This is a genomic window from Acidobacteriota bacterium, from assembly GCA_030697165.1.
Classification (GTDB): domain Bacteria; phylum Acidobacteriota; class Vicinamibacteria; order Vicinamibacterales; family UBA2999; genus 12-FULL-67-14b.
Window position 1 is genome coordinate 139,975 of sequence record JAUYQQ010000002.1, and the last position, 25,708, is coordinate 165,682.

Annotated in this window: 22 protein-coding genes and 1 tRNA gene; 12 read left to right on the plus strand and 11 right to left on the minus strand. The window is 66.0% G+C overall.

Annotation, left to right across the window (positions count from 1 at the left end; genetic code table 11):
- Positions 1-48 precede the first annotated feature (48 nt).
- Both Q8T13_02035 and Q8T13_02040 read right to left on the minus strand, forming a co-directional pair.
- A complete protein-coding gene (locus Q8T13_02035) occupies positions 49-1,044 on the minus strand; it encodes a VWA domain-containing protein (protein ID MDP3716527.1) in 996 nt (331 codons plus the stop codon).
- 3 nt (positions 1,045-1,047) lie between these two features.
- Complete coding sequence (locus Q8T13_02040; GenBank protein ID MDP3716528.1) at positions 1,048-1,938, minus strand: VWA domain-containing protein; 891 nt, start codon at positions 1,936-1,938, stop codon at positions 1,048-1,050.
- A 63-nt stretch (positions 1,939-2,001) separates the two neighbouring features.
- Between Q8T13_02040 and Q8T13_02045 the strand changes: the two genes are divergently transcribed.
- The 6 genes from Q8T13_02045 (at position 2,002) to Q8T13_02070 (ending at position 8,126) form a co-directional block, all read left to right on the plus strand.
- Positions 2,002-2,223: an AtpZ/AtpI family protein gene (locus tag Q8T13_02045; GenBank protein MDP3716529.1), complete on the plus strand. Its 222-nt coding sequence runs from the start codon at positions 2,002-2,004 to the stop codon at positions 2,221-2,223.
- A 109-nt stretch (positions 2,224-2,332) separates the two neighbouring features.
- Complete coding sequence (locus tag Q8T13_02050) at positions 2,333-2,710, plus strand: ATP synthase subunit I (GenBank protein ID MDP3716530.1); 378 nt, start codon at positions 2,333-2,335, stop codon at positions 2,708-2,710.
- Entirely contained in the window at positions 2,707-3,051 is a 345-nt protein-coding gene (locus Q8T13_02055; GenBank protein ID MDP3716531.1) for an ATP synthase F0 subunit C, read from the plus strand. The genes Q8T13_02050 and Q8T13_02055 overlap by 4 nt, the downstream gene beginning before the upstream one ends.
- Positions 3,052-3,148: 97 nt before the next feature.
- On the plus strand, positions 3,149-4,030 hold the full coding sequence (locus tag Q8T13_02060; protein MDP3716532.1) for a DMT family transporter: 882 nt from the start codon (positions 3,149-3,151) through the stop codon (positions 4,028-4,030).
- A 217-nt stretch (positions 4,031-4,247) separates the two neighbouring features.
- Positions 4,248-7,079 carry a carboxypeptidase regulatory-like domain-containing protein gene (locus tag Q8T13_02065; GenBank protein ID MDP3716533.1) on the plus strand — a complete coding sequence of 944 codons (2,832 nt, stop codon included), beginning with the start codon at positions 4,248-4,250 and terminating at the stop codon, positions 7,077-7,079.
- A 255-nt stretch (positions 7,080-7,334) separates the two neighbouring features.
- Positions 7,335-8,126: a tryptophan 2,3-dioxygenase family protein gene (locus Q8T13_02070; protein MDP3716534.1), complete on the plus strand. Its 792-nt coding sequence runs from the start codon at positions 7,335-7,337 to the stop codon at positions 8,124-8,126.
- 335 nt (positions 8,127-8,461) lie between these two features.
- Here Q8T13_02070 and Q8T13_02075 read toward each other — a convergent pair whose 3' ends face one another.
- The gene (locus tag Q8T13_02075) at positions 8,462-9,403 is read right to left on the minus strand and encodes a tetratricopeptide repeat protein (GenBank protein MDP3716535.1); all 942 of its coding nucleotides are present in this window, start codon (positions 9,401-9,403) and stop codon (positions 8,462-8,464) included.
- Between the two features lie 59 nt (positions 9,404-9,462).
- Between Q8T13_02075 and Q8T13_02080 the strand changes: the two genes are divergently transcribed.
- A complete protein-coding gene (locus Q8T13_02080; protein MDP3716536.1) occupies positions 9,463-11,892 on the plus strand; it encodes a DUF1343 domain-containing protein in 2,430 nt (809 codons plus the stop codon).
- 29 nt (positions 11,893-11,921) lie between these two features.
- Here the strand turns inward: Q8T13_02080 and Q8T13_02085 are convergent, their stop codons facing one another.
- Positions 11,922-14,393 (minus strand): TonB-dependent receptor, encoded by a 2,472-nt coding sequence (locus Q8T13_02085; protein ID MDP3716537.1) that lies wholly within the window; start codon positions 14,391-14,393, stop codon positions 11,922-11,924.
- A 108-nt stretch (positions 14,394-14,501) separates the two neighbouring features.
- On the opposite strand from Q8T13_02085, the gene Q8T13_02090 reads away from it, so the two are divergent.
- A complete protein-coding gene (locus tag Q8T13_02090) occupies positions 14,502-15,683 on the plus strand; it encodes an ATP-binding protein (GenBank protein ID MDP3716538.1) in 1,182 nt (393 codons plus the stop codon).
- Between the two features lie 77 nt (positions 15,684-15,760).
- Here Q8T13_02090 and Q8T13_02095 read toward each other — a convergent pair whose 3' ends face one another.
- From Q8T13_02095 to Q8T13_02115, 5 genes are all read right to left on the minus strand, one after another.
- Positions 15,761-16,174 carry a DUF420 domain-containing protein gene (locus Q8T13_02095; GenBank protein MDP3716539.1) on the minus strand — a complete coding sequence of 138 codons (414 nt, stop codon included), beginning with the start codon at positions 16,172-16,174 and terminating at the stop codon, positions 15,761-15,763.
- Positions 16,171-16,920, minus strand: coding sequence for an ABC transporter permease (locus Q8T13_02100; GenBank protein ID MDP3716540.1), 750 nt, complete (start codon positions 16,918-16,920; stop codon positions 16,171-16,173). The genes Q8T13_02095 and Q8T13_02100 overlap by 4 nt, the downstream gene beginning before the upstream one ends.
- Positions 16,917-17,663, minus strand: a complete 747-nt coding sequence (locus Q8T13_02105; GenBank protein MDP3716541.1) for an ABC transporter ATP-binding protein — start codon at positions 17,661-17,663, stop codon at positions 16,917-16,919. The genes Q8T13_02100 and Q8T13_02105 overlap by 4 nt, the downstream gene beginning before the upstream one ends.
- Before the next feature lie 77 nt (positions 17,664-17,740).
- Positions 17,741-18,661 carry a heme o synthase gene (gene cyoE, locus Q8T13_02110; GenBank protein ID MDP3716542.1) on the minus strand — a complete coding sequence of 307 codons (921 nt, stop codon included), beginning with the start codon at positions 18,659-18,661 and terminating at the stop codon, positions 17,741-17,743.
- On the minus strand, positions 18,636-19,391 hold the full coding sequence (locus Q8T13_02115; protein MDP3716543.1) for a hypothetical protein: 756 nt from the start codon (positions 19,389-19,391) through the stop codon (positions 18,636-18,638). Before Q8T13_02115 ends, cyoE begins: the two co-directional genes overlap by 26 nt.
- A 76-nt stretch (positions 19,392-19,467) precedes the next feature.
- Between Q8T13_02115 and Q8T13_02120 the strand changes: the two genes are divergently transcribed.
- The 4 genes from Q8T13_02120 to Q8T13_02135 all read left to right on the plus strand — a co-directional run bounded on the left by Q8T13_02120 (position 19,468) and on the right by Q8T13_02135 (position 24,179).
- Positions 19,468-19,542 (plus strand) — tRNA-Glu (locus Q8T13_02120).
- A 244-nt stretch (positions 19,543-19,786) separates the two neighbouring features.
- Entirely contained in the window at positions 19,787-21,658 is a 1,872-nt protein-coding gene (locus tag Q8T13_02125; GenBank protein ID MDP3716544.1) for an adenylate/guanylate cyclase domain-containing protein, read from the plus strand.
- A complete protein-coding gene (locus tag Q8T13_02130) occupies positions 21,655-22,827 on the plus strand; it encodes a M48 family metalloprotease (GenBank protein MDP3716545.1) in 1,173 nt (390 codons plus the stop codon). Before Q8T13_02125 ends, Q8T13_02130 begins: the two co-directional genes overlap by 4 nt.
- Positions 22,828-22,928: 101 nt before the next feature.
- Positions 22,929-24,179: a mechanosensitive ion channel family protein gene (locus Q8T13_02135; GenBank protein MDP3716546.1), complete on the plus strand. Its 1,251-nt coding sequence runs from the start codon at positions 22,929-22,931 to the stop codon at positions 24,177-24,179.
- Here Q8T13_02135 and Q8T13_02140 read toward each other — a convergent pair whose 3' ends face one another.
- Both Q8T13_02140 and Q8T13_02145 read right to left on the minus strand, forming a co-directional pair.
- Entirely contained in the window at positions 24,180-24,701 is a 522-nt protein-coding gene (locus Q8T13_02140; GenBank protein ID MDP3716547.1) for a hypothetical protein, read from the minus strand.
- Positions 24,698-25,687 (minus strand): ornithine cyclodeaminase family protein, encoded by a 990-nt coding sequence (locus tag Q8T13_02145; GenBank protein ID MDP3716548.1) that lies wholly within the window; start codon positions 25,685-25,687, stop codon positions 24,698-24,700. Before Q8T13_02145 ends, Q8T13_02140 begins: the two co-directional genes overlap by 4 nt.
- Positions 25,688-25,708: the final 21 nt, after the last annotated feature.

Here is a 25,708-nt window from a genome sequence, read left to right on the forward strand (position 1 = left end):
GGGACTTGGGACTTGGGCATCTCACGCCCCAAGCCTCGAGTCCCAGGCCTAGTCTGACGTGGGACCGTAGTAACCGCGCTTGGTGCGGGCGGTGACGTTGGGCCGGCTGATCTGGACGACCAGGCGGCGGAAGGCGCCGTCGCGCCGCGGGTTGCGCGACGAATAGCCCATTGAGTACTGGCTCGACAACTCGTCGGCAATCTGGCCGTAGACGTCCTTCAGGTCTTCGACTCTCTGTGCAAAAAACGCCCGCCCGCCGGTTTCCTGCGCCAGCTGGCGCAACACGAACTCGGCTTCGCGGAACCCGCGCAACGCCGTGGTTTCCCTCGGCTGCAGACCAATGGTGTAGATCGCCGTCTCGGACCGCTTCGCCAGCTCCAGCACTTCCTCAAAGCTGACCAGGCTCGAGGTGTCTTCGCCGTCTGACAGCACGACAATGGCCTGGCGCCGCACCTCGTCCGTGTTCTTCGCCTTGATCTTGGCCAGTTCCTTCAGCGAGATGTAGACGGCGTTGTGCAGCGCGGTCGAGCCGCCCGGCGAGGTGTTGCGAATGGCGCGCTCGAGCTCGTCGAGCTTGTTTGAAAACGTCTGGCGAATCTCGACCCGGCTGTCGAAGTCGATGACCTGGGCGAGGTCTTGCGGCCGGATCTTCCGGGCGAAGCCGATCGCGGCCTCCTGCGCATGCTCCATCCGCTGTTCCATGCTCGCGCTCGAATCGATCAGCAACGAGAGGGCAATCGGCAGGTTGGTGCGGTTGAAGTACGACAAGTCCTGCTTGGCGCCGTCCTCGAACACACTGAAGGCGTCCTGCTCGAGATCGGTGACATAGCGCCCCTGGCTGTCGACGACGGTGACGTTGAGCGACACCATCTCGACGCCGGCGCGGAAGACCTGGTTCTTGTCCTGTTGGGCGGGCCCGACTTCGCGGCCGTAGGCCGCTTCGTCTAGGTCTCGCCGAAGCTCGCCCGAGTCCTCGCGAGCGTAGGCGGATGGGGCGGTGAACCCGACCGCACAGACAACGGCAACGCGGAGCGCAGTGCGCATGGCTTACCGGGTGGCCTGCCCTCGGGCCGGCGCCCCGCTGGCGACCTGGCCCGGCTTGGTCGCCGAGACCTCGACCTTCTCGGGCGGAATCAGCGTTTGCGGACGGGCGTAGACCACGCGGTGCTGGCTCTTGAGAATGGCCGCCAGTTCCTGCAGCTTCACTTCGAACGCCTGGCTGGTCAGGATGTCCTCGCGCGTGCCGCCGCTGGCCTTGGGGCCGAGGTCGAGCACCGACGCGCGATTGCGCGCCTCGTCATTGAGCGCCGTGCTGCCGGGTCCGCTGAGCACCAGCGCATGCATCATCGCGCCGCCCTTGGCGAGCTCTTCGAGCACATCGCGGTAGTGCCGGTTGCTGAACTCGCGATTCTCGCCGGTGACGATCACCATCGCCGCGCGATCGGTCTCGCGCTTGGCCAGGCCCTTGCTCACCTCGACGACGGCGTCGAGCAGGGTGGCGCCCGAACCGGGCATCGCGAAGACGCGGCCCACGGCATCCTGGAGCTGCGTCTGATCGGTGGTGTAGTCGCGCAGGATTGTCGGCCGGTCAGCGACGCTGACGAGGGCGACCGGTCCGATGCCGTCGATCGACTTGACGAAGGCCGACAGGGCCTTGCGCAGGTCGGCAATGGTGGGTGTGGCGGCCTGCGAGTTGTCGACGACGATTGCAATCGACATTGGCGAGGTCGCGGGCGTGACGCGCAGCACTTCGCGGGCCAGCCCATCTTCGCGGACGGCGAACGCGTCGGTGCCGAGGCCGGTGATGGGGGCGCGGGACTTCTCGTCCCACACGCTGACGTAGAGCACGCGCTCCGCCGACTGGGCGAGCACGGCCACGGAAATGAAGAGGGCGACGGCGCCCCCGGCTGCGAGACGAACGATCGGATGTCGACTCATGAGATCCTCACCGCACTGCAGCCGAGGCGCATCGGGCAGCTAACTGCAGCTTACACTAGACCTATGGCGCCCACGTCCCCGTCCACCTGGCAGCTCATCGGTCAACTGAGCACGATCGGGATGTCGTTCGTGTTCGCGTTGGTGCTCGGCTTCGGTGGCGGTTACTGGCTGGATGGCTGGCTGGGAACCACGCCCTGGTTGTCCTTTCTGGGATTCTTCCTGGGGCTCGCCGCCGGCATCTTGAACGTCTATCGTGTGATGCAGCTCGCTAACCGAAAGCCGTGACGGGAGGGCACTTCTTGTCGGGAGGGAATCTCTTGTCGGGAAGGCATTTCCCGTCGGGAGGTGCGATCCCGTTAAGCCGTGCCGTCCCGACAAGAGGTTCCCTTCCGTCATGATCGGGCGCATCGCCCGTGACACTGCGCTTGTGTGCGCCCTGTTTGCACTGGTCGCGGCGCTGTGGTTCCGCAGTGCCGCGGTGCCCTTCGGGGTGCTTGGAGGCGGGTTGCTGATTGGGCTGTCGTTCTGGGCCATCCGGGGGAGTATCGAGGCCTTCGTGGGTGTTCGACCTGGCGGCGAAACCGGTCGAAAACCGGCACGTTTCCACTTAGTGAAGTTTTTCACAAGGCATGCTATGCTGGCTTTCGCAGCCTACGGTATGATGGTGCGTTTGCAGCTCGACCCGGTGGCCATGCTGGTAGGTGTGACGTCGCTAGGCGTCGCCGTTGCCGTAGAAGCGGTGAGAAGTCTGAGATGGAGGCGTTTTCCGTGAGAACAAGTCGGTTTGTGCTGTCGTTGATGTTCGGGTTCGTGGTCCTCGGTCTGGCCTCACCGGTCTATGCCCAGGAGGCCGCTGCGAATGCGGCGAATTCCGGGTTGGTCCAGTGGTCGATCATCACCGCCGGTTTCGCGCTGGCCATCGCCGCGTTCGGCGCTGCGCTCGGCCAGGGCAAGGCGGTCGCCTCGGCCGCTGAGGCCATTGCGCGCAACCCCGGCGCCGCCGGCGAAATCCGCGGCTCGCTGATTCTCGGTCTCGTGCTGATCGAGTCGCTGGTCATTTACGTGCTCCTCATCTCGCTGATCCTGTTTTTCCTCAAGCCCTTCGGCGGCTGAGGACGCGGCTCAGGTTTACGAGCTTGAAGTGTTCTGACGGGGGCGCGCCTCACGGCGCTGCCCCCGTTTTCGTTTTGGCGCGGATACAATTCCCCCGTTGGCCCTGACCCTCCTCGACGCCGCGCTGCTGCTGATGGTGCTCATCTGGGGCAGCAACTTCTCGGTCGTCAAGGTGGCGCTGCGCGACTTTCCCGAGATCCCGTTCAATGCCATGCGGCTGCTGATTGGCAGCGCCGTGTTCCTGGGCGTGCTCTGGTGGCATCGCGACAGCGAGCGGCAGCAGGCGCCGCTGACGCGCGCCGACTGGCTGCAGCTGCTGTTCCTCGGTGCGGTCGGCACCTTCCTCTATCAGCTGTGCTTCGTGGGCGGTGTGCGCCGCACCAGCGTCGCCAACGGCTCGCTGATTGTCGGCTGCTCGCCGATCGTGATTGCGCTCTTGTCGGCGTGGGCGGGGCACGAGCGCATCAAGCCGGTGCGCTGGGTTGGCGTGTTCCTCGCGCTTGGCGGCCTGTACCTGGTGGTCGGCCGTGGCGCGGAGCTGTCGTCGCAAACGCTGTACGGCGACGCGCTGATGATCGCCGCCGTGTTGTGCTGGGCGGTGTACTCGGTGGCGTCGCAGCCGATCCTCAAGCGGCACTCGGCGCTCACGGTGATTGGGCTGACGTTCTCGATCGGCGCCGCGCTTTACGTGGTGATGATGATTCCCGTGCTGCTGCGGGTTGACTGGTCGTCGATCTCGGCGCAGAGCTGGGGCCTGATGGTGGGGTCGGCGCTGCTGGCACTGAACCTTTCCTATTACATCTGGTACACCGGCCTGAAGAAGCTGGGCGGCTCCCGCACGTCCGTTTACAGCTACCTGACGCCGGTCGTCGCCATGGTCGTGGCCGCGGTGTGGCTTTCGGAGCCGATCTCGGCGAACCAGGTGGCCGGTGCGGGCGCAATCTTCACGGGCCTGCTCATCACGCGCTTCGTCAACTGACGAATCACCCGTCACTACTAAACGATCGTTCAACCCTTAAAAGTTGCAATTCGTCCCACGCTCCCTGTATTGTTCCCGTTACCTCTGGTTACATTGGACGGTCGGCAGGCTCTGCCTGTCAGCCGTCTTGTGTGGCCGGTCGTGTTGTTTGTTGGAATGCTTTCGTTTTGGGACGGCCGCGAGGCCAACCCCCACTGATTTGAGGAGGAGAGAACTTATGAGGCGTTGGACTACGGGCGTTTTCGCCCTGCTGATGGCGTTGTCGATCAGCACATCAGTCTTCGCGCAGGGCGGCGGTGCCAGCAGCACGGGCACCATCCAGGGCCGCGTTAGCGACTCGCAGGGCGCGGTTCTGCCGGGCGTTACGGTGACGGCGACCAGTCCGTCCATGCCCGGTGTGCAGACGGCCGTGTCGTCGGAGAACGGCAACTATCGTTTCCCCGCCGTGCCGCCGGGCAGCTACACGCTGGCGTTTGAGCTGGCGGGATTCAACACCCTGCGGCGTGAGGGCATCCAGATTTCGTTGGGATTCACGGCGAACGTGAATGTGGAACTGGCCCTGGCGACCTTGCAGGAGACGGTCACGGTCAGTGGCCAGTCACCGGTCATCGACACCACCGCGACCAGGACGGTTCAGGCGTTCAAGCTGGACCAGTTGCAGTCGTTGCCGAACGGCCGCGACATGTGGTCGCTGCTGGCGGTGACACCGTCCGTGCAGATGGGTCGTATCGACGTCGGCGGCAACCGTGCCGGCACGCAGACCGGTTACACCGCCTATGGCTTTTCCGGCCAGGTTCGCGTGCTGATTGAAGGTATCAACACCACCGAGGGAACGGGCGGCGCGGGCTTCTACTTCGACTACTCGTCGCTCGAAGAAGTGTTCCTCGGCACCTCGGGCCAGTCGGCCGAAATGCCCAACCCCGGTGTGCAGAGCCAGTTCATCGCGAAGTCCGGCGGCAACCAGTTCTCGGGCGAAGGCTACGTCGACTGGTACAACAACTCGCTGCAGGGTTCGAATATCCCGGAGTCGGTGATTGCCCGCGGCATTCGCCCGCACTCGAACGAGATCGACCGCTACTACGATGCGGCGATCAACGTCGGCGGACCGATCGTCAAGGACAAGGTTTGGTACTTCGGAACCTACCGGACCCAGTTCAACTCCGTCGCCCAGCCGCAGTTCCGGTTCGACCAGACCTTTGATACCACGCTCTGGAATCCGGTGGTCAAGGGCACGTGGCAGGTGAATCAGAAGAACAAGGTCATCGGCTACTACCAGTACGGTCAAAAGATTCAGCCCTTCCGCACGCCGTTCGCCACCTACGTGTACGAATCACCCGATCAAACGTGGCGCCAGGATTCGGGCAGCTGGGTGTACAAAGGCGAGTGGAACTCCACGGTCAGCGACAAACTGTACCTCGAGGCCCGCGCCGGCGACTTCGGCTATTACTTCCCGCTGCTTGGCAACGGCACGCAGGACTTCAGCTTCCGCGATAGCGGCCTGCAGACCATCGACGGCACCGGTCGTCGCTGGCAGACGGACCGGGATCGCAAGCAGCTGACGCTCGCCTCCACCTACTTCCTGGACAGCGGCTCGGGCAGCCACACGCTCAAGGCCGGCCTTGAGTTCTTTGACGAGACGCAGTGGGAGGGCTATGAACAGTTCCTCGGCGGCAATCGCGACCTGATCTACACCAACGGTGTCTCGAACCAGGTCGTCTTCGGGTTCCCGACGGCCTCCGGTCCGGTTGGCAGCATGGGCGCGCGCAAGGACTTGATGTCGATCGCCAAGCTCGGCGTGCTTGGCCTGTTTGTCAACGACACGTGGTCGGTCGGTAAGACCACCGTGAACGCGGGCGTCCGCTACGACCGCTACACCGGGACCACGCCCGAGCAGCAGCAGCTGGGGGGCACCAACGGCCCGGTCACGATTGCCGCCCAGACCTTCGCTGAAAGGGAATACTTCACGTGGTCGTCGTTTGCTCCGCGCGTCGGCGTCGTGTACGACCTGTCGGGCGACGGCCGGTCCGTGATCAAAGCCAACTACGGGCTCTACTGGCACAACCCGGGCCCGGGCCTCGCCGGCTCGTCCAACGCCAATCAGGCTGCCAAGTCGGCCACCTACGGTTGGAACGATGCGAACGGCGACCGCCGCTTCCAGATGGGCGAACAGGGCAATCTCCTGGCGTCTGCCCTGGCCGGCGCCGTCAGCATTGACCCGGGCATCAAGCAGCCCTTCACGCACGAATTCGGTACGTTCTTCGAACAGCAGCTGACCGACACCATGGGTGCTCGCGTCGGCTTCGTCTACAAGACGGAGGATGACCTCTGGGCGACGTACCGTCCGGGCCGGCCGATCAGTGCCTATACCGTGCCCTTTACGTTTGTCGACATCGGCGTCGACGGCACGCGTGGTACGGGCGACGACCGCACGTTGACGCTGCTCGGCCTGCCGGCATCGCAGTCGGCCAACTTCCCCGTCAACGCGGTCATCCAGAACGTGGAGAGCTTTTCGCGCTACAAGACGGTGGAGGCGCAGCTGAACCGCCGGTACAGCAACCGGTGGTCGGCGTCGATCGGTGGCGGCTTCACGTGGCTGAATGACTTCCCGGAGGGCTTTCCGAACAACCCGAATGAGCCGTTCGATGAAGAGCGGACGACCTGGAACCTGAAGGCGTCGGGCAGCTACGACGCGATGTGGGGCATTCGTGTGTCGCCGGTCCTGCGGCACCAGTCCGGCTCCAACTTCGCCCGCACGATCTCGGTCCCGGCCTCGGCCGCGTCGGCCAACGGCTTGATCTACAGCGGTACGATCTACGCTGAGCCCGCCAACGCCAACCGCGAGGACAACATCTGGGTGTTCGACGTGCGCGGCGAGAAGACCGTGAACTTCGGCGCGCGGACGCGGGCGCGGCTGTTTGTTGACTTCTTCAACATCACCAACAGCGCCGCCTCAGAGGCCATCACCCGCTCGACGGGGTCGAACTACCTGCGGCCCGCGGCGATTCTGGCGCCGCGAACCGCCCGATTGGGTCTCCGCTTCCTCTGGTAGGACGCTAACGAACTCGACTCCTGTGGGGGAGTCGTCTTGGCGGGAGGGCGCTACGCCGGCGCCCTCCCGCCTTTTTTCTTTCCCGCCCATGACACAAACAAACCAGGGCCGCAGATGAAACCAATGACGCAGATCTGATCTGCGTGATTTCATTCCCGACGTGTAGTGCCCTCCCGACACGCGATGCCCTCCCGACACGCGTCACCCTCCTGACCCGCAGTGCCCTCCCGACCGGAACTGCCGTAAGCTGTCGACATGCCTGATGAAGCTGTGACCTATGGCAACTACCTCGCGGTTGATGAGTTGCTGGCCCTGCAGCGGCCACGCTCCGCGGGGCCCGAGCACGACGAGATGCTCTTCATCGTCATTCACCAGGTCTACGAGCTCTGGTTCAAACAGGTCCTGCACGAGATCGACCACGTGATGGCGCTACTCGACGCGCGCGACCCGTTCCGGGCGCAGCATTCGCTCAAGCGCATCCTGACCATCCTCAAGGTGATGGTGGCGCAACTCGACATTCTCGAAACCATGACGCCGCTGGAGTTCCAGTCGTTTCGTACGCGCCTCGAGGCGGCCAGCGGATTCCAGTCGGATCAGTTCAGGCAACTCGAGTTCGTGCTGGGACAGAAGTCGCGCCCGGCGGTGGATCGCTTTCCGGCCGGCAGCCGCGCGCGGGCCGCGCTGTTGCGCCGCTTCGAACAGGGCACGTTGTGGGACGCGTTCTTGCGTTACCTGGCACACGAGGGCTACGCGGTACCGGCGGCACTGCTGGCGCGCGACGTCACGGCGAAGGTCGAGGCGTCTGAACAACTGCAGGCAACGTTGATCGAGGTGTATCGCCGCGACCCCATGCGTGCCGAAATGTGCGAGCGGCTGGTGGATCTGGACGAAGGCATCCAGGAATGGCGTTACCGCCACGTCAAGATGGTGCAGCGGACCATTGGCGCCAAGATCGGCACCGGAGGATCGGCCGGAGCGCAGTACCTGGTCACTACGTTGATGACGCCAGTGTTTCCCGATCTCTGGGCCATCCGTTCGGCGCTGTGATCCAGAGCGCTGGAGTCCCGTTTTTCAATCCGTTGGATTCGTCAGTTCCCTTAGCCTGACGTCCTTCGACTTTTGGCCTGTTTTTGCCAGATCGGCGGCGCCGTTGCCCCGGCACGGCGCTTGCTTTATACCGGGTGAAAGTTTGACGTCCCCCACAGGAAGTCATACCTTGTCCCGCCGCAGCCTCCGGGCACAGGCGGAAGTTTGAGTCAGGCTGACTAGGCCACTGACTCGCGGGGCCCTTATGAGGGCCCTTTTTTTTGCTCCGCCAAGCAGTGCACGGAGCAATCCACCATAGCTCGCAGCACCGAGCGACGGTGGATGCCCCCGAGCCTCTACCCCTTCTTCAGCTGCGCAATCAGGCCCTTGGCCTGGGCCGCTTCAGGCGAGTTGGGATCGACGGCGATCACCTTCTCCATGATCTCGAGCGCGCCGGCCATGTCGGCCTTCTGCAGCTTGGCGAGGCCGATCTTGAACAGCGGCTTGCCCCAGGTGCCGTCCATGTCAACGGCGCGCTGGTAGTACGTCACGGCCTCGTCGGTCTCACCCTTCGCGAACTTCACCTCGCCGAGGTTGTAGAACACCTCGCGGTTCGCGCTGGTTGAGGTCGCGACTTCGAGCAGGTGCTTCTCGGCGTTGGCGAAGTCGCCCTTCTCGAGATAGGTCATGCCGATCTCGATCTTCGACTTGTCGTTGTTCGGGTCGGCCGCGAGCACCTTCTGGTACGACTCGATGGCGCCGTCGAAGTCCTTCTTCAGCCGCTTGACCTGGGCGATCTGACCGTTGATCATCGTCAGCGCCGGGGTCTTGACGAGAATGGCCTCGTAGGCGGCGATGGCCGCGTCATGCTGGCCGCCGTTGGCGAGGTCGATGGCGGCTTGCAGTTCACCTTGGAGTTCCTTGGTGTTGACCCCGGCCAGCGCGCCAGCCGGACCGGCGGCACCGGGAGCCAGCACGAAGTCGACCGGTGGATTGGGCGAGCCCAGTGAACGGATCGGCACATTGCCCGACGAAGCCGCGAAGCCCGGGGCCACCGCCGTCACCTTCCACGTACCGGTCTTGAGGCCGATCATCGAGTAGCGGCCCTTGTCGTCGGTCGTTGCCGTGAAAGACGAGGGCGACGCCGCCGGATTCTCAGCCGTAACCGTGGCGCCCTTTAGGGGCTGGCCCTGAGGGTCCTTGATGGTGCCGCCAACCCGGCCCGTCTGCGCGGCGGCCGGGAGGGCCGAGACCACGAGCGCCACGACCAGAGCCGCCGCCGAAAAGATTGTCTTCAAGTCACGCATTTCTAGCTTCTCCCTTAAAGGAACCACAACCGAATCAGTATATTAGCCCCATGCGTCGAACGCTATATCTCGCCGCCCTGGCCGTTGTGGCGGCCACCCCTGTCCAGTTCGACGCCCTGAGCGAGGGAAAGGCCGGTCAGCGGACCGGGCTTCCCCGAGTCGAATGGGCCCGAATCGACGAATTGGTGGCCGACGGAATCACCGCCAAAGCTGCCCCCGGCGTCGTGGTCCTGGTCGGGCGTGGCGACCAGACCGTGTACGAAAAGGCCTTTGGCGCCCGGGCCACGGTTCCTTCACACGAGCCGATGACTCTGGATACGATTTTCGACCTGGCATCGTTGACCAAGGTGGTGGCCACCACCACGGCCGTGATGACACTGGTTGAGCAGGGCCGGCTCCGGCTCAACGACCCGGTGGCCGCGTTCGTGCCTGGGTTCGAGCGCTACGGCAAGGGCGGCATTACCATCCGGCACCTGCTGACGCACGTGTCGGGGCTACGTCCCGACGTCGACCTGCACCCGTGGACCGGCTACGACGCGGCGATTGCCCTGGCCGTGGACGAGGTGCCGACGATGCCGCCCGGCGCGCAGTTTGTGTACAGCGACATCAACTTCTTCCTGCTTGGCGACATCGTGGCCCGTGTCACGGGCGAATCACTGGACGGCTACCTGCAGCGCGCGGTCTTCGCGCCGCTTGGGATGCGCGACACCGGCTTCCGCCCGGCGACGGCGTTGCTGCCACGCATGGCCCCGACCGAACGGTGCGCCGAACAGGATGCCTGGCCTTGCAAGCGTCCCGATGCGGCGCCGCTGCGCGGCGTCGTCCACGACCCCACGGCGCGGCGCATGGGCGGTGTCGCCGGGCACGCCGGGCTATTCGGCACCGCGCGGGATCTGCAGCGGTTTGCCCGCATGTTGATCAACGGCGGCGAACTCGACGGGGTGCGCGTGCTGTCGGCTGCCACCGTCGCGCGGATGATTGCGCCGGTGCCCATGCCGGCCAATGCCGGCACGCGCGGCCTCGGCTGGGACATCGACACCTCGTTCTCGTCGAATCGCGGCGACCTGTTTCCGATTGGCTCGTTCGGGCACACCGGGTTTACCGGTACCAGCCTCTGGATCGATCCCGCGTCGAAGTCGTACGTGATCTTCCTGTCGAGTCGTCTTCATCCCGACGGCGTGGGCGATGTCGGAGTCTTGAGGAGTCGCATCGCGACGGTTGCCGCGGCTTTGCTCAGTGGCGGCGGTACGGTCCGCCTAAAGGCGGACGCTACATTGACACCCAATGAGGTCCGGCTAAAGCCGGACACCACATCGGCGACCTCTGTGGGGTCCGGATTTTGCGGGACCACTCCTGTGCTGAACGGCATCGACGTCCTCGCCCGCGATGGTTTCGCGAAGCTCAAAGGCAAGCGCGTCGGCCTGATCACCAACCACACCGGCGTCGCGCGCGACGGCCGGTCCACCATCGACCTGCTGCACGCCGCGCCCGGGGTGCAGTTGGTGTCGCTGTTCGCGCCCGAGCACGGCATCCGCGGCGTGCTCGATGCCGACGTGCCTGCAGAGAAGGATCAGAAGACGGGCCTGACCATCCATTCGCTGTACGGCGAAACGCGGCGTCCGACCGACGCGATGCTGGCCGGCATCGACACGCTCGTAATCGACCTGCAGGATATCGGCGCCCGTTTCTACACCTATCCCGCCACGACCGGCTACGTGCTGGAGGAGGCGGCGAAGCGCAAGATCGCCGTGATGGTGCTGGACCGGCCGAACCCGGTGAACGGCTGGCAGATCGAAGGGCCGAACCAGAGCGAGCCGATCCGCGAGTTCATTGCGTACTTCCCCATGCCGGTCCGTCACGGCCTGACGCTGGGCGAGCTGGCCCGGGTGTTCAACGACGAGAAGAAGATCAATGCCGACCTCACCGTGATTCCGGCAGAGAACTGGCGGCGCGACTACTGGTTCGACGACACCGGCCTGGCGTGGATCAATCCGTCGCCCAATATGCGCAACCTCAACCAGGCGGCGCTCTATCCCGGCATCGGCGCGATTGAGTACTCGAACGTGTCGGTGGGACGCGGCACCGACCAACCCTTCGAGCAGTTCGGTGCGCCGTGGATCGACGGCCCGCGCCTGGCGGCCGCCTTGAACGCGCGCCAGCTGCCGGGCGTGCGCTTCTACCCGGTCGCGTTCACGCCGGCCTCCAGCAAGTACGCCGGACAGGCCTGCCAGGGCGTGTTCATGGTGATCACGAATCGATCAGCGCTACGGCCGGTGCGCGTCGGACTCGAGATTGCCGGCGCGTTGTTTGCGTTGTTTGGCGAGAAGTACCAACTGGAGAACACCGACCTGCTGCTCGGATCGCGCGACAGCCTCGAGCGGGTCAAGCGCGGCGAGGACCCGGCGGTGGTCGCGGCGCGCTGGGGAGATGACGAGGCGCGCTGGCGCCGGTTGCGCGCGCAGTACCTCCTCTATCGCTGAACTCCGGCTAAAGCCGGAGGCTACATCGCTCAGAACCGGAAGCGAATTCCCACGGTGGGCAAGAGGGGAATCGACTGATCGGCTTCCTCGACAATGCGCGGCTGGTCGGCGTTCGGATCGTGTTCGAGGCGGGCGTCAAGCGCACCGGCGTTCTGGCGGTTCAACAGGTTGATGATCTCCGCGTACAGTTCCCACCGGCCCGCGGCGCCCCTCGGACGCCACGTGGCGCGCAAATCGACGCGGGCAAACACCGGCAGGCGCGCCTCGTTGATGTTGACGGTGTTGCCGAAGTCCACTTCGTAGATCAGGCGCCCGCTCGCATCCCGACCGGGGAGCAGCTCGTCGGTCACACCATCGTTGTCACGATCTTCGGTGTCCTCGGCCGCGGCCACCCGTACGCCGAGCGGCGCCGTGCGCGGGAAACCCGAGGCGATCCTGATCGTCGACGCGAGCTCCCAGCGCGGCGTGAACCGATAGGCCCCCACCATGGTGAACGCGTGCCGGCGGTCGTATTCGAAGTCGTAGCGACGGCCATAAGCATCGCGCGTGGTTCGGCCCCAGGTGTAACTCGCCCAGCCGCTGACCCTCGCCCCGGCGGGCGGGCTCGTGCGTGAAACGAACACATCGAAACCGTACGACCGGCCGCGGCCATCGTTGGACGGAAGCGTGGTGATCAGGGGATCAACCGGGATGTTGGACCGCAGGTTGATGGGGAAGTCATACCGCGCTACGCGGGCGAGCCGCGCCTCGTCGGTTTCGAGCCGACCGATCAACAGGTCGGTGAAGTGCTTGTGGTAGACCTCGGCCTTGAGCGTCACGCGGCCGGGCAGATCGCGCTCGACGCCGGCCGATACCTGCGCGGAGCGCTCGCTCCGCAGCCGCGCGTCGGTGGAGAAGTCGAGCACGTAGTCGCTTTGCGCCAGCTTTTCGTACCCCGGGCTCTGCGTGTAGAGCCCGGCCGCCGCTCGCAGACGGGTCGCGTCGCCGACGCCCAGCAGGCCCGACAGGCGCGGCGAGAACAGCGTTTCGCCGGTGGCCCCCGGACGGTCCCAGCGCAGTCCGGCCTGGAGCGACCCGCGCGAGCCCACCGGGAACGTATCCTGGATCCACGCGCCCGCGCGCGTCGATTGCTGCGACGAGTCGAGCAGGTCGGGCAGCCCGGCGCCGCCCCGGACGCTCGAGCCGTTCGCCGCACTCGGATTGCGATCGCCGTCGATCTCGAACCGCAGCGCGGTTGACAGGCGGTGCGCCTCGAAGCCGGTTGCGAGCACGTGCGAGCCGAGCGCGAAGGCGAACTCCTGTCGCAGCGAAACGTCCTTGACCGACAGCGCGCGATTGAACGCGACGTTGGCGGTGTCGAAGCTGTCCTCGGGCGGCGCGTTCGAGCGCCGGCTGGTGTTCTCGAAGCTGGCATCCACGCCGAAGGTCGACCGGGTGTCCGAGTACCCGGCCACCGTGTGCGATTGTCCGCGCGTGCCGATCGACGCGTCGAACCTTACCCACGCCAGGTCGTTCTCGGTATCGTCCTGGAACTCGCCCCGCGCATCGTCTTCATCAATCGCGATGGCGGCGTCCTGGCGGCTGCGCAGGCCGAACACGGTGAGCGTGCGGCCGGGCGCGGCTTCCCACACGCCCTTGGCCTGCAGGTCGGCAAAGGCGGGGAACTCCTGGCCGGTCAGCGGTGACGCCACCAGGTCGTAGTAGGTGCGGCGTCCGGTCACCAGCCACGAACCGGTGGCCCGGCCCGGCAACCGGCCTTCGAGCACGAGGTTGGCGTCGGTGATGCTGAGCGACGCCGAGCCGGCGAGGGTCTCGGCCCGCGTCCCCTCGCGGTTCTCCACCATCAACAGGGACGACAGCCGGTCGCCGTAGAGGGCGCTGAAGCCGCCGGTGGACAGCTCGAAGCGTTCGATGGTTTCGGGATTGAACGCGCTGGTGAGACCGAACAGCCGATAGGGGTCGTGAATCTCAACACCGTCCATCACGGTGAGGTTCTGATCGGGCGACCCGCCACGCACCGCGATGCGGCTGCCGAACTCCTCGGTGGCCGCCACACCTGGCAGCGTCTGGAGGGTGCGATAGACATTGTCGAGCGCCCCCGGCGTGCGCAGGACTTCCACCGGGGCAATGACCTCGGTCGCGGGCGCCGCCGCGGGCCGCGTCGCGGTTACCGCGACGCTGGTGGCGAAGCCGGTGTCAGGCGCGAGCGCCAGCTCAACGGCGGCCAGGCCGCTTTCGGGAACGTCCAGATCAGCCGCCAGGGGGAAATAACCCGTCGCTGCGACCAGTAAGGCAATTTGCCCCGCCGGCACGGCCAGCGAGAACCGCCCGGCCGCGTCGGTGGTCGCAAGCAGTTGATTCAGTGAGAGGCGAGCGTTCGAGATCGGAGCGCGCGATTCGGCATCAACGACGGTCCCAGAGACGGTTCTGGACGGCGACTGTGCCAGGGCGGGCTCGGCCAGGAACGCAATGGCCAGTGCCAGGGCCAGCCGGTTAAACATCTGCCGTGTGAGACGCCGGGGCGCGGCGTTTGGTTCCCAGGTCTGCGCTTTGGCCGTGGCTCCGCGCCTAAGCTTGTAAATTAGAAGTGACAGTTCTAATATACACAGGTGATAAACCGGCGCTACGCCGCGACCCTGCACGGGCTGGTCCGCCGCTGGCCGGCGGTGACGATGCTCGGCCCGCGCCAGTGCGGCAAGACCACCTTCAGCCGACACGCCCTGCCTGGCTGGACCTACGTCGACCTCGAGCGGCCGTCCGACGCCGCGCCACTGCTGGCTGATCCCGAGGCCCGGCTCGCGCAGCTCGGCGACCACGTCATCTTCGATGAGGCGCAGCGGGTCCCCGAGCTGTTCGCCGTGCTGCGCAGCACCATCGACGAGCGACGGTCCCGGAATGGCCGCTTCCTGTTGCTTGGCTCGGCGTCGCCGCAGCTGGTCACCGGCGTGGCCGAGTCCCTCGCCGGCCGCACGGCCTTTTTGGACTTGCCGGCCTTCCGATGGGACGAGGTCCAGGGCGCCGGCCGCAAAGAAAGCTTGTCCGACCTGTGGCTGCGCGGCGGCTTTCCCGGCGCCTTTCTCGCGCGCGGCGACCGGGCCAGGGCCGAGTGGCTCGACGCCTACACCCGCGCGTTCATCGAACGCGATCTCCCGGCTCTGGGTGTCGACGTCTCGGCCGCCCGAATGCGTCAATTATGGACGATGCTCGCGCACAGCAATGGCGGGCTGTGGAACGCCTCGCAGCTCGCCGCCTCGCTCGGCGTCAGCTATCACACGGTCAATCGCTACGTCGACGTGCTCGAGCAGACCTTTCTCGTCAGGAGGTTGCCGCCATTCTTCGCCAACATCAAGAAACGTCTCGTCAAGAGTCCCAAGATTTACTTTCGAGACAGCGGACTGTTGCATGCGTTTCTCGGTATCGACACGGGGGCTTCGCTTCACGGGCATCCTGCCCGCGGACTCAGCTGGGAGGCGTTTGTCATCGACCAGCTGATTGCGGCGTTCCAACGGGTGCGGCCGGCGTACCGGCCCTACTTCTGGCGCACGGCGACTGGCCAGGAGGTCGACTTGCTGATGGATGACGGCCGGCGGCAAGTGCCCTTCGAGATCAAGCTGCACTCGGCGCCAACCATTGATGACGCGCGCGGGGTGCTGACCTGCATGAAGGACCTGGGACTGCAACGTGGCTACGTGATCTATCCGGGCCGCGAGGCGTACTCGCTCGGTCATCAGGTGACGGCTCTTCCCGCCGGCCAACTCCTCAGCCGGCCGCAGGACATCGCCAGGCTCTGACGGCCGGGGTCGGCGGCTCTCGCCGCCTCCTGGGGCTCGCGCCTTACGGCGCTCGTCGGGTGGATGGAAATGGGCTGCTACATCTGATACAGCATCAGGTACACGATCACGCCCGTGACCGACACGTAGAGCCACAGGGGCAGGGTGATCCGCGCGATCTGCTTGTGCTGGTCGAAGCGGCTCGACAGCGCTCGCGACACCGTGATCAGTACCATCGGCACGATCGCCGCCGCCAGGATGATGTGTGGGATCAGCACCGCGAAATACACCGTGCGAATCCACCCAGTTCCCTTGAAGGGCACCGACCCGACGTTGAGGTGATAGATCACGTACGAGGTCAGGAACATGGCCGACACGGCCAGGGCGCCGATCATGCACCACTTGTGCGCCTGCCGGCGGCCGCTCTTGATCAGGAACCAGCCCGTGGTCAGCAGCACGAACGAGGTGGCGTTGAGTGACGCGTTCAGCGCCGGAAGATCAGTCACGGTCATTGGGATGGACGGCTCACAAGCAGGGTGCTGATTGACAGGGTGACGATGGCGAACACCGCCACCGTGCCGGCGGCAGAGGCCAGGTTGGCAGCGGGCACGCCGGTCAGGAACGCGCGGAGCATCTCGACGGCGGGCGTGAGCGGGTTCACGCGCATCAGCGCCTGCACCCAGCCGGATGCGCCGGTGGCGGGGAACAACGCCCCCGACAGCAGCCACATCGGCATCAGCACCGCGTTCATGATGCCGTGAAAGCCCTGCGTCGATCGCATCGGCCACGCGATCATGATGCCCAGTCCGCCCAGGGCCAGTCCGAGCAGCGCGACCGACGCCATGGCCGCCAGGATATCGCCGGCGCCCGGTGACAGGCCGGACACCGGCAACAGCAGCATGAAGACCGCACCGTTGATGAGGGCCAGTGTCATGCTGCCGAGCGCCTTGCCCAACACGATCGACGCGCGCGGCGCCGGCGACGCCAGCACGCCCTGCAGAAAGCCCTCCTGGCGATCCTCGATGATCGAGATGGTCGAGAACAGGGCCGTGAAGAGAACGATCAGCGCCAGCGAGCCCGGGAAGTAGTACGGCAGAAAGCCGGCCTCGCCCGTGGCCGATTGAAACGACGTGCCGAGGCCCGATCCAATCACGAACCAGAAGATCACCGGCGTCAGCAACGCGCCGACAATGCGGCTCGGCTGGCGGAGGAACCGCAGGACGTCGCGCCGCCAGAGCGAATATGTCGCAAGGATCATGACGAGAGGCCGGTTCCCGTGTGATGGGTGAAGACGTCGTCCAGCGTCGGCGCGCGGGCCGGGAGGTTGGCGACCAGGTCTGCCGGCGCGCCGATGGCCACCAGCTGGCCCTCATGAAGAATGCCGACACGGTCGGCCACCGCCGCCTCCTCGATCAGGTGCGTCGTCAGCACAATGGTGGTGCCCTCATCGTCGCGCAGGCGGCGCAGCTCCTGCAGCAGGTCGCGGCGCGCCGCCGGGTCGAGGCCGCTGCTTGGTTCGTCGAGCACCAGCAGCGGCGGTTCCGGCAGTAATGCCTTCGCCAGTTCCACGCGGCGGCGCAGGCCGCCGCTGAGCGTGCCGACGCGGTCGCCGGCCCGGGGCGTCAGGCCGAAGCGTTCGAGGCCGCGTTCGATGCCGCGCGCGAGGGCCGGCCCAGACAGGCCATACAGGTAGCCGTGGTGACGAAGGTTCTCGAGCACGGTCAGCCACGGGTCGATGGCCGCGGATTGGAACACGACGCCAAGCTGCCGGCGGGCGGCCGCGGGCTGGCGAACGACGTCGGTCCCGAACACTTCGACCGTGCCCGACGTGGGTGCAATCAGCGTGCTGATGATCCGGAACAGCGTGGTTTTGCCGCCGCCGTTGGGACCGAGCAGCGCGAACAGATCGCCGCGGGGCACCGAGAAGCTGAGTCCGCGCAGCGACTCACGCTCTCCGTAGCGATGCTTGAGGTCGGTTACTTCGAGTGCCGAGCTGGTCATGACAGGAGTTCAGGAGATAAGGAGGCTAATTATGGCTTTTCAACAACCCAAAGTTGCTCCTGATCTCTTGATCTCCTTTAAAAGTGGGCTCGGTGGTCGAAGACGAGCAGCGCCCAGAGGATGGGCAGGTACAAGATCGATCCGAAAAACAAACGCCTGGCCGTGGCGAGGGTGCGCTTGGCCGAGAATTCGAGCGCCATCATCATCAGGATCGCTCCCAGTGTCATTGCGCCCACCATGTACCACGGCGAGGCCAGGCCAACGCCGGTCGGCATCATGCTGAGCGGAATCAGGGCCGCGGTGTAGATCACGGCCTGGCGTCCGGTCGAGCGGCCGTCGGGCTGGATCACCGGCAGCAGCGGCATGCCGGCGCGGGCGTATTCGTCGCGATACATCCAGGCGATGGCGAGAAAGTGCGGCATCTGCCACATGAACACGATCCCAAACAGGACCCAGCCCTCGATCGAGAGGGTGTTGGTGGCGGCGGCCCAGCCGATCACGGCCGGCAGCGCGCCGGGCAGCGCGCCGACGATGGTCGAGAGCGAGGTGCGGGTCTTGAGCGGCGTGTAGAACAGCACGTAGCTGGCCGCGGTGAAGAGCGCCACCCCCGAGGTGAGCGGGTTGAGAAAGTACGCCAGTTCGGTGGCGCCGAGCACCGTCAGGGACAGGCCGAAGACGATGCCGGCCGACGGCGGCATCCGCAAGTCGGCGATCGGGCGCATGCGCGTGCGCCGCATCAGCCGATCGGTGTCGCGCTCCCAGGCCTGGTTTAGCGCCGAGGCACCGCCGGCCACCAGGAACGTGCCGAGCAGCGTGTGGGCGAACGCCGCCAGCGTGGCGCCGGGCCCCGCGCCGAGCGAGTAGGCCGCGGCCGTGGTCAGCAGGACCAGGAAGTTCAGCCGCGGCTTGGTCAGCGTGACAAAGTCGGCCGCCCGCGACGGCGTCGCCTTCGCCTGCTCCATGTGACTGTCTTCAGCGTGCGAATGTGAAACTGACATCTTTCATTTCTTTCGAGCCGACCGTGATCTGCTGCGTCTTGACGCCAAGTTGTTCGTGCCAGGCCTCGATCGTGTACGTGCCGGGCGGTAGGTTGTTGAGGGCGACGCGGCCGTCCTGGCCGGTGGTGCCGAAGTACGGATGTTCGAGCACACCGACAAACGCGCGCATCCAGGCGTGGACATCGCAGCGGATGTCGACCATGACCTCGCGGGTCGCGAAGGTGCGGTCGAACTTCATGCCCTCGACCGGCGTCGACATGTTGAAGGGCTGGTTGATCTGGCCCTCGGAGCGCACGTTGTGCAGCAGCGGGTCGCTGTTGCGAATGGACAGCGGCTGGCCGACGCGCACACCGAGCACGCGCGGCGTGTAGCGGCACTGGACCTGGTCGAGCACCACGGGCTCGGTCGGGATTGGAAAGGCGCGGCCGGCCAGGCCGTCCTTGACGTAGACGAACACGTTCTGGAGCGCGGTGCCGGTGCCGAGCAGGACGCTTTCGTCGGCCCGTTGATCGGATCCCACTTCGGCCACGCAGCGCTTGTCGCCGTCGAGCCGCATCATGACGGGCGCCGGTGCCGCGCCTTCGAAGTTCACCGTCACGGTCACCGCTGCCGCCGTGGCCGGATCCACCACGGGCGCCGCCGCTGGAGGCGGCGCGGTCGGCGTGGAACCGCCGCACGCGAGCGTTGCAGCCAGCAGGACCAGGCCAGCCGACCGGCGGAAAAATGGCATCCCGCCATTATCTCATCCGGCGACCCTTGACCCCTGCCTCTTGGGTCAATAGAATTAGAAGTTCGTAGTCCCTAGTGCCGCTATCGTCTAGGGGTCAGGACGCCAGATTCTCAGTCTGGACACCGGGGTTCGAATCCCCGTAGCGGTACCATTCGACTCACCTTCATCTTGCCTGCGGCAAGCCGAAGGTTCGCTCATGGCAAGCCATTCGACAGGTCGAATGTCCTGAGTAAGCTGACGGCAGGCCGAAGGCCTGACGTTAACGCATCGAAGGACCCACAGCTATGGCCAGCCGTCACGGCAACCCCCTCGCATAAACTAGGCGCATCGAACCCGCACACTCACGCCGTCGCGCTCGCTGGCTATCGTTCCTCGGTATCGGCACCCTGGCGGCCGTGCTCGCCGGCGCCTTCGGCCTGCTTCCGCTCGTCCGGACCATTGAACTCAAGACCTACGACCTGCGCGTCGCGGCGACGGCGCGCCCGGCTGCGCCGGCCGAAGGCATCGTCATGGTCTGGATAGACGACGACAGCATTCGGCGCATGGAGCCGCTGTTTGGCCGATGGCCGTGGCCACGCCTCGTGCATGCCACCGTGATCGACTACCTCTCGGCCGCCGGCGCGAAGGTGATTGCCTACGACATCCTGTTTCCCGAACGCGACCTGCGCAAGTTCATGATCGAGGATGTCGAGTGGACCGGCGAAGAGTCGGACGCCGAGCTCGTCGCCGCGACTCGCAAAGCGGGCAACGTCGTCCACGCAGCAGAGGCTTCCAGCACCGAGTTGATTGATCCCTCGCGTGCCCTCGCGGAGAATCTCGACGCACCGGCGCTCAACCTGCAGATCCCGTCGCCCGGCTGCGTACAGGCGCGGCCGCTGCTGCGGCCGCCTTTTCCGGCGTTGGCAGAGGCGTCGCGCGCGATCGGTCACACGCTCTTCATTCTCGATCCCGATGGACCGGTTCGTCGCATTGCGCCGGTGGTGCAGGTCGGCGAGCGGACGATCCCGTCGCTGGCCCTGGCCACGACCATGGCGGCGGGTGCGACGGTGAATGCCGAGGCGCGCGTCGATGCCGGGCAGTGTGCGTCGCTGGTGGCGTGGCGTGGGCCGGCCGAGAACGCGGCCGGTCATCCGACGTTCAGTTCCTATTCCTTTTACGACCTCTACTACTCCCAGCTGCAGCTCCTGGAAGGGGTGAAGCCGGACGTCGACCCGGCGGCGTTCAAGGGTGCCATCGTCGTCGTCGGCGGCAGTGGCGAGGGGTTGAAGGAGGCGTTCACGACGCCCTTCCCAGCCGGGGCGATCGATGGCCCCGAAGTCCACGCCAACGTCATTGATGGCCTGCTGGCGGGACGGTCGATGACACCCGTGGCATCGTGGGTCGGTGTCGCGCTCACCGTGGGACTGGCGTTCGTGGTCGCCGCCATCGGGCTTGGTGCCAATGCCTGGGTCACCGGCGTGGCGTCGCTCGCAGTCCTTCTCGTGCTGGCGGGGGTGTCGGTGATGCGTTTCGCGAGCGGATCCTGGATTCCGATTGCCGTGCCCAGTCTCGCCATCGTCTTTGCGTTTGTCGGCGATCTCGCGTGGAAGTACGTGGTCGAGGGGCGCGAGAAGCGGCAGGTCAAGAAGCTGTTCTCACGCTACGTCTCGAAGGACGTCTACGACCAACTGGTAGCGGATCCGTCACTGGCGGCACTAGGCGGCGCGCGGCGGAGCATGACCGTGCTGTTCTCCGACGTGCGTGGCTTCACGGCGATGTCGGAGAAGGGATCGCCTGAAGAGGTGGTCGCGCAGCTCAATGAGTACTTCTCGCGCATGGTCGAGGTGGTGTTCGACCATCGCGGCACCGTCGACAAGTTCGTCGGCGACATGGTGATGGCGCTGTACGGCGCGCCGCTCGACGATGACGACCACGCCGAGCACGCCGTGCAGACGGCGCTGGCCATGGCCGTGGCGCTTGGCGAGCTGAACACCCGTTGGCAGGCCGAGGGGCGCACCACCCTCGACATCGGCATCGGCATCAATACCGGCGACATGGTCGCCGGCAACATCGGGTCCGACACGATCATGAGCTACACCGTGATTGGCGACGCCGTGAACCTGGGGGCCCGGCTCGAGTCCCTGAACAAGGACTACGGCACCCGGATCATCATCAGCGAGGCCACCCGTTCCCGCCTGAAGGGGCGGTATGATATCCATCCCCTCGGCGACGTGGTCGTAAAAGGCAAGAGTAAACCGGTCGCGATTTTTGAGGTCAAAACACCATGATGCGTTCAGTGATGTTCGGAATGGCGTTGGCTTGCTCGTCAGTGGGACTGGCCGAGGCCGGTCCGAACGTAGGGGCGCACTTTAGTGCGCCCGACGGTCAGCTCGGACAGATCACCAGGGGCGTCGAGGTCGCCAAGAAGGCGAACGAGGTTCGCGACCTGGCGATGACCGACGCCGAAGAGGCCGAGCTCGGCGCCAACGTCAGCGAGCGGATTCGCACCCGCTACGGCGTGGTGCAGGACGCGGCCGTGCATCGCTACCTGGCCCTGGTCGGCACGACCCTGGCCCAGGGCAGCACGCGGCCGGCGCTGCCGTGGACCTTCATCGTGCTCGACACCGACGGCGTCAACGCGTTTGCCGCGCCGGGCGGCTACGTGCACATCACGCGCGGGGCGTTGGCGTTGATCAAGAACGAGGCCGAACTGGCCGGCGTGCTGGGACACGAGATCATCCACATCACCGAGAAGCACACCATTCGCGCCATCCAGAAGAGCAAGGCGGTGCAGATGGGCGCCGCCGAAACCCTCTCGGGATCCTCCGGATTGATGGAGCGGGCCGTCACCGCCACCTACGACAACATCGTCGAACGCGGCTTCGGCCGCGCTGAAGAGAACGAGTCTGACGAGATGGGCGTGACGCTGGCCAACAAGATCGGCTACGCGCCGAACGGCCTCAACGGCTTCCTGACGACACTGAAGGATCGGAACAAGGCGTCAACCGAGAAGCGCGGCTTGTTCGCGTCGCATCCAGAGATGCAGGATCGCCTCGACCGCATCACCAAGCTGATCGCGTCGAGGAAACTGACGGCGACGGCGACCGTGCAACCGCGCTATGCCAAGAACATCACCTACACGCCGGTGGCCGTGACGGCCATTGCCACCGTCGATCCGGGCGCGGCCGGATTGACGGGCGGCGACAAGAAGGCCGAAGAGGCGAAGGCGGCAGAGAAGAAGGAAGCCGAGGAACCCAAGAAGCGGGGGTTCGGGCTGAGCCGCATGCTGCCGACTGGCGGCGGCGAGAAGAAGTCGGCACAGGTCACCGCCTCGGGCGGCGCGCGAGGAGTGGACCCCGAGAAGGACTCGAAGGGCGGCTCGAACCCGAAGGTGGTTCCGGTCAAGCTCGTCGCGGCTGACATTGCCGCGTTCAAGAAAGACGGAGGCCTGCCGTAGGCCGCTACGTCCGCGGCCGGCTGCAGTTCGCGGCCTGGCTGCTGATCGGGTACGTCCTGCTCGAGGTCGCGGCCCGCCAGGGGCTGGGCGACGTCGCCTGGTTGTCGGCGATTGCCCGGCTCCTCCTGGTGCTGGCGGTGGTCACGGCCGCCGTCGCCCTGGCCGCCAACAAGTGGCGTGACGATCGGCCGAGCGATCGCTTCCCGGGGATCGTGCAGGACGTCGCCGTGATCGCGCTGTTCATGGCGATCGGGACGATGCTGCTGCGCGAGCAACTCCTCGCCACCTCCGCCGTCGGCGCGGTCGTGGTCGGCTTCGCGCTGCAAGACACGCTGGGCAACCTGTTTGCCGGCCTCGCCATTCAGATCGAGAAGCCGTTTCGTGTCGGCCACTGGATCCGCGTGGGCGAACGCGAGGGACAGGTGCAGGAAGTGACGTGGCGCGCCACCAAGCTGCGCACGAAGGACGGCGAGTTCCTGATCGTGCCCAACAGCCTGATGGCGAAGGACCCGGTCCTGAACTACTCGGAACCGTCGGTTGCGAACATCGTCAGCGTCGAGGTCGGGACCGGCTACGAGACGCCGCCGAACGACGCCAAGCGCGCGATTCTCGAGGCCATCGACAACGCGCCGCTGGCCCTGAAGGCGCCGGCGCCGCAGGTGCTGGTGCGGGGCTTTGGTGCGTCAGCCGTCGAATACCAGGCCTTGTTCTGGGTTGACGACTACGGCAAAGAGCGTGAGGCCAGGGACCAGGTGCGGGTCAACCTCTGGTACACGCTGCGGCGGCACGGCATCGAGATTCCGTGGCCGATCCAGATCGAGTACTCACGTGAGGAGAAGCCGGCGCGAACCGAGGAGCAGTTGCTCGAGGCCGCCGAGGGGCTGGGCCGCGTCGACTTGTTTGCCACCCAAAGCGCTGAAGCGCGCCATCGGCTGGCGGCCGCATCGAGGCCGAGACTGTTCGCGGCCGGCGAGGCGGTGGTGAGGCAAGGCGCGGCGGGCGATTCGATGTTCGTCGTGCTGGGCGGCGCCGCGCGGGTCACGCTCGAGCCGTCGGGCCAGGAGATCGCGGTGCTTCCGGCTGGCGGGTTCTTTGGCGAGATGTCGATGCTGACCGGCGATCGCCGCACCGCGACGGTGCGGGCGATCGAGGATGTGCGGGCCCTGGAGATTTCAGCGGCGGACTTTCGAGAGCTGGCGGTGGCCGACCCGGCGCTGCTCGATCACATCTCCAGCGTCGTCACGGCGCGCCGCACCGGCCTGGACGAAGCGCGCGCGTCAGCCGCGTCGGCCGGCCCCCCTGAAGCGAAGCAGACGTTCGTGGCGCGGATGCGCAAGTTTCTTCACGTATAGCTACTCAGCCCAAATCAAGACGCGTCCTTCCGTGGGGTGATCGAGGTCGAGCACAATTCCTGGTCCCCGCCGCTCGAGATCCTCCACTCTCAGCCGCACGCGTTCGTCGTCGAACCCGCTGGCGTACGAGCTGAAGGCAATCGGCCCGGACTTCAGCCGCAGCAACCAGAACGGCACGGCCATCTTCACCATGCGCCCCTCGCCGTCATCGAACGCGATGATGTGGAGCGTGGTGAGCTTGACCGACGAGGCGGTGGTCGCCTGGTTGGTAGTGACGTTGCCGCGGTCGCCGTTGACGAACTCGATCAGTGGCCGCTGTCCGGGGAACTTCGCTCGCACCTCGTCAAAGGCCCTGGCCGCCTCCGGCGCCGGAGTTTCGACGAACTCCATGTTCGAGGTGACCCAGTAGGCAGTGAAGGCGGCGCCGCCCACGGCCATGACAAAGAGGAACGCGAAAACGCCGAGCAGGATCCACAGCCAGGTGCGTTTGGGCTTGCGCGGTTCGACATAGGCATCGGTCATAGCGTCAGCTCCGTTCCGGCGCCGGTTTCCACGGCGCGCCGCAACACCAGGTCGGCGGCGACGACATCCTCCACCGCCATGCCCAGCGACTTGAATACCGTCACGTCGGCATCGCTCGTGCGGCCGTTCACGCGACCGAGCACGACCTCGCCGAGCTCGCCGCAAATGTGCGTGGCGCTGAACAATCCGGAGGCGATGCCCATCACGATATCGCCCGACTCGACGACCGCAGCGGCCCGCGAGTCGACAAAGAGCCGCGCGCGCGCGACCAGGGCCGGGTCCATCTCGCGCTGGGTGGGACGGCAGGCGCCGACCGACACCACGTGAGCGCCGGCGCCAACCCACTCGTTCTGGATCACCGGCGTTTCCGACGAAGTGACGAGCACGATGAGGTCGGCTTCCCGGACGGCGGCTTCGGCCGTGTTGGTCGCGCGCACCGGCACGGGGACGTGGCCCGTCATCTCGCCGACGAACCGCTCGCGGCTGGCGGCTTTCGGCGACCAGACCCGAACCTCTTTCAGCTGCCGGACCTCGGCGAACGCCTCCAGGTGGCTGCGCGCCTGCACGCCGCTGCCGATGATCGCCAGCGTCGCGGCGTCGCGCCTGGCGAGAAACCGCGCGGACACTGCGGACACCGCGGCGGTCCGGGCCTCGGTGATGTAGCGGCCGTCCATCAGCGCCTGCAGCGAGCCGGTCTCCGGATCGAGCAGCAGGATCGTCGCCAGGTGGGAGGGCAGTTGCTTCGACGGGTTGTCACTGAACACCGTCACCAGCTTGGCGCCGAGGCTGCCCGGGTTCGGCACGTATGCCGGCATCAATCCGAAGTACGCCTTCGTCGGGCCGACGGTCAACACCGACCTGACCGGCTGCAACACCTCGCCGGCCGAGAAGCGCGCGAGCGCCGCCTCCATGGCGGCGATTAGGTCGCTCATGGGCAAGAGCGACTGGACTTGCTGTTCGGTCAGGAGGCGAAAACGTTGGGCCATGGCCACAGATTAAACACCGAA

Bases quoted from the DNA above. Each gene is read 5' to 3' on its own strand.
- Q8T13_02085 (MDP3716537.1), bottom strand. From the start codon at position 14,393: ATGTTTAACCGGCTGGCCCTGGCACTGGCCATTGCGTTCCTGGCCGAG.
- Q8T13_02050 (MDP3716530.1), top strand. From the start codon at position 2,333: ATGATCGGGCGCATCGCCCGTGACACTGCGCTTGTGTGCGCCCTGTTT.
- Q8T13_02080 (MDP3716536.1), top strand. From the start codon at position 9,463: ATGCGTCGAACGCTATATCTCGCCGCCCTGGCCGTTGTGGCGGCCACC.
- Q8T13_02100 (MDP3716540.1), bottom strand. From the start codon at position 16,920: ATGATCCTTGCGACATATTCGCTCTGGCGGCGCGACGTCCTGCGGTTC.
- Q8T13_02105 (MDP3716541.1), bottom strand. From the start codon at position 17,663: ATGACCAGCTCGGCACTCGAAGTAACCGACCTCAAGCATCGCTACGGA.
- Q8T13_02035 (MDP3716527.1), bottom strand. From the start codon at position 1,044: ATGCGCACTGCGCTCCGCGTTGCCGTTGTCTGTGCGGTCGGGTTCACC.
- Q8T13_02145 (MDP3716548.1), bottom strand. From the start codon at position 25,687: ATGGCCCAACGTTTTCGCCTCCTGACCGAACAGCAAGTCCAGTCGCTC.
- Q8T13_02095 (MDP3716539.1), bottom strand. From the start codon at position 16,174: ATGACCGTGACTGATCTTCCGGCGCTGAACGCGTCACTCAACGCCACC.
- Q8T13_02065 (MDP3716533.1), top strand. From the start codon at position 4,248: ATGAGGCGTTGGACTACGGGCGTTTTCGCCCTGCTGATGGCGTTGTCG.
- Q8T13_02070 (MDP3716534.1), top strand. From the start codon at position 7,335: ATGCCTGATGAAGCTGTGACCTATGGCAACTACCTCGCGGTTGATGAG.
- cyoE (MDP3716542.1), bottom strand. From the start codon at position 18,661: ATGTCAGTTTCACATTCGCACGCTGAAGACAGTCACATGGAGCAGGCG.
- Q8T13_02115 (MDP3716543.1), bottom strand. From the start codon at position 19,391: ATGCCATTTTTCCGCCGGTCGGCTGGCCTGGTCCTGCTGGCTGCAACG.
- Q8T13_02045 (MDP3716529.1), top strand. From the start codon at position 2,002: ATGGCGCCCACGTCCCCGTCCACCTGGCAGCTCATCGGTCAACTGAGC.
- Q8T13_02040 (MDP3716528.1), bottom strand. From the start codon at position 1,938: ATGAGTCGACATCCGATCGTTCGTCTCGCAGCCGGGGGCGCCGTCGCC.
- Q8T13_02140 (MDP3716547.1), bottom strand. From the start codon at position 24,701: ATGACCGATGCCTATGTCGAACCGCGCAAGCCCAAACGCACCTGGCTG.
- Q8T13_02130 (MDP3716545.1), top strand. From the start codon at position 21,655: ATGATGCGTTCAGTGATGTTCGGAATGGCGTTGGCTTGCTCGTCAGTG.